Annotated in this window: 2 rRNA genes; both read right to left on the reverse strand. The window is 53.2% G+C overall.

Annotated elements, in window-relative coordinates:
* Nucleotides 1–70 (reverse strand): 5S ribosomal RNA (rrf, locus tag GN208_RS17810); the annotation flags it as partial.
* 110 nt (nt 71–180) lie between these two features.
* Nucleotides 181–930 (reverse strand): 23S ribosomal RNA (locus GN208_RS17815); the annotation flags it as partial.

The following is a 930-nucleotide window of genomic DNA, read 5'->3' on the forward strand; positions in this document are numbered from 1 at the left end:
CGGCGCTACGGCGTTTCACTTCTGAGTTCGGCATGGGGTCAGGTGGGACCACCGCGCTACGGCCGCCAGGCAAATTCATTTCAATCCAAAACAAGCTTTCACAGTGAATGACTTCTGCCTCTTCACTGTGCTGAAAAATCTCTCTAATCGTCTCTCAACTCAAAACACCTTCGGTGTTGTCAGGTTAAGCCTCCCGGTTCATTAGTACTGGTCAGCTCAACGCATCGCTGCGCTTACACACCCAGCCTATCAACGTCTTAGTCTCAAACGTTCCTTCAGGACCCTTAAAGGGTCAGGGAAGACTCATCTCGAGGCAAGTTTCCCGCTTAGATGCTTTCAGCGGTTATCTCTTCCGCACTTAGCTACCGGGCAATGCAATTGGCATCACAACCCGTACACCAGTGGTGCGTTCACTCCGGTCCTCTCGTACTAGGAGCAACCCCTCTCAATCTTCCAGCGCCCACGGCAGATAGGGACCGAACTGTCTCACGACGTTCTAAACCCAGCTCGCGTACCACTTTAAATGGCGAACAGCCATACCCTTGGGACCTACTTCAGCCCCAGGATGTGATGAGCCGACATCGAGGTGCCAAACACCGCCGTCGATATGAACTCTTGGGCGGTATCAGCCTGTTATCCCCGGAGTACCTTTTATCCGTTGAGCGATGGCCCTTCCATTCAGAACCACCGGATCACTAAGACCTACTTTCGTACCTGCTCGAGCCGTCACTCTCGCAGTCAAGCTGGCTTATGCCTTTGCACTAACCGCATGATGTCCGACCATGCTTAGCCAACCTTCGTGCTCCTCCGTTACTCTTTGGGAGGAGACCGCCCCAGTCAAACTACCCACCAGACACGGTCCCCGATCCAGATTATGGACCCGGGTTAGAACATCAAACGTTAAAGGGTGGTATTTCAAGGATGGCTCCG

This window comes from Morganella sp. HSTU-ASny43 (genome assembly GCF_022819185.1).
GTDB lineage: Bacteria > Pseudomonadota > Gammaproteobacteria > Enterobacterales > Enterobacteriaceae > Morganella > Morganella morganii.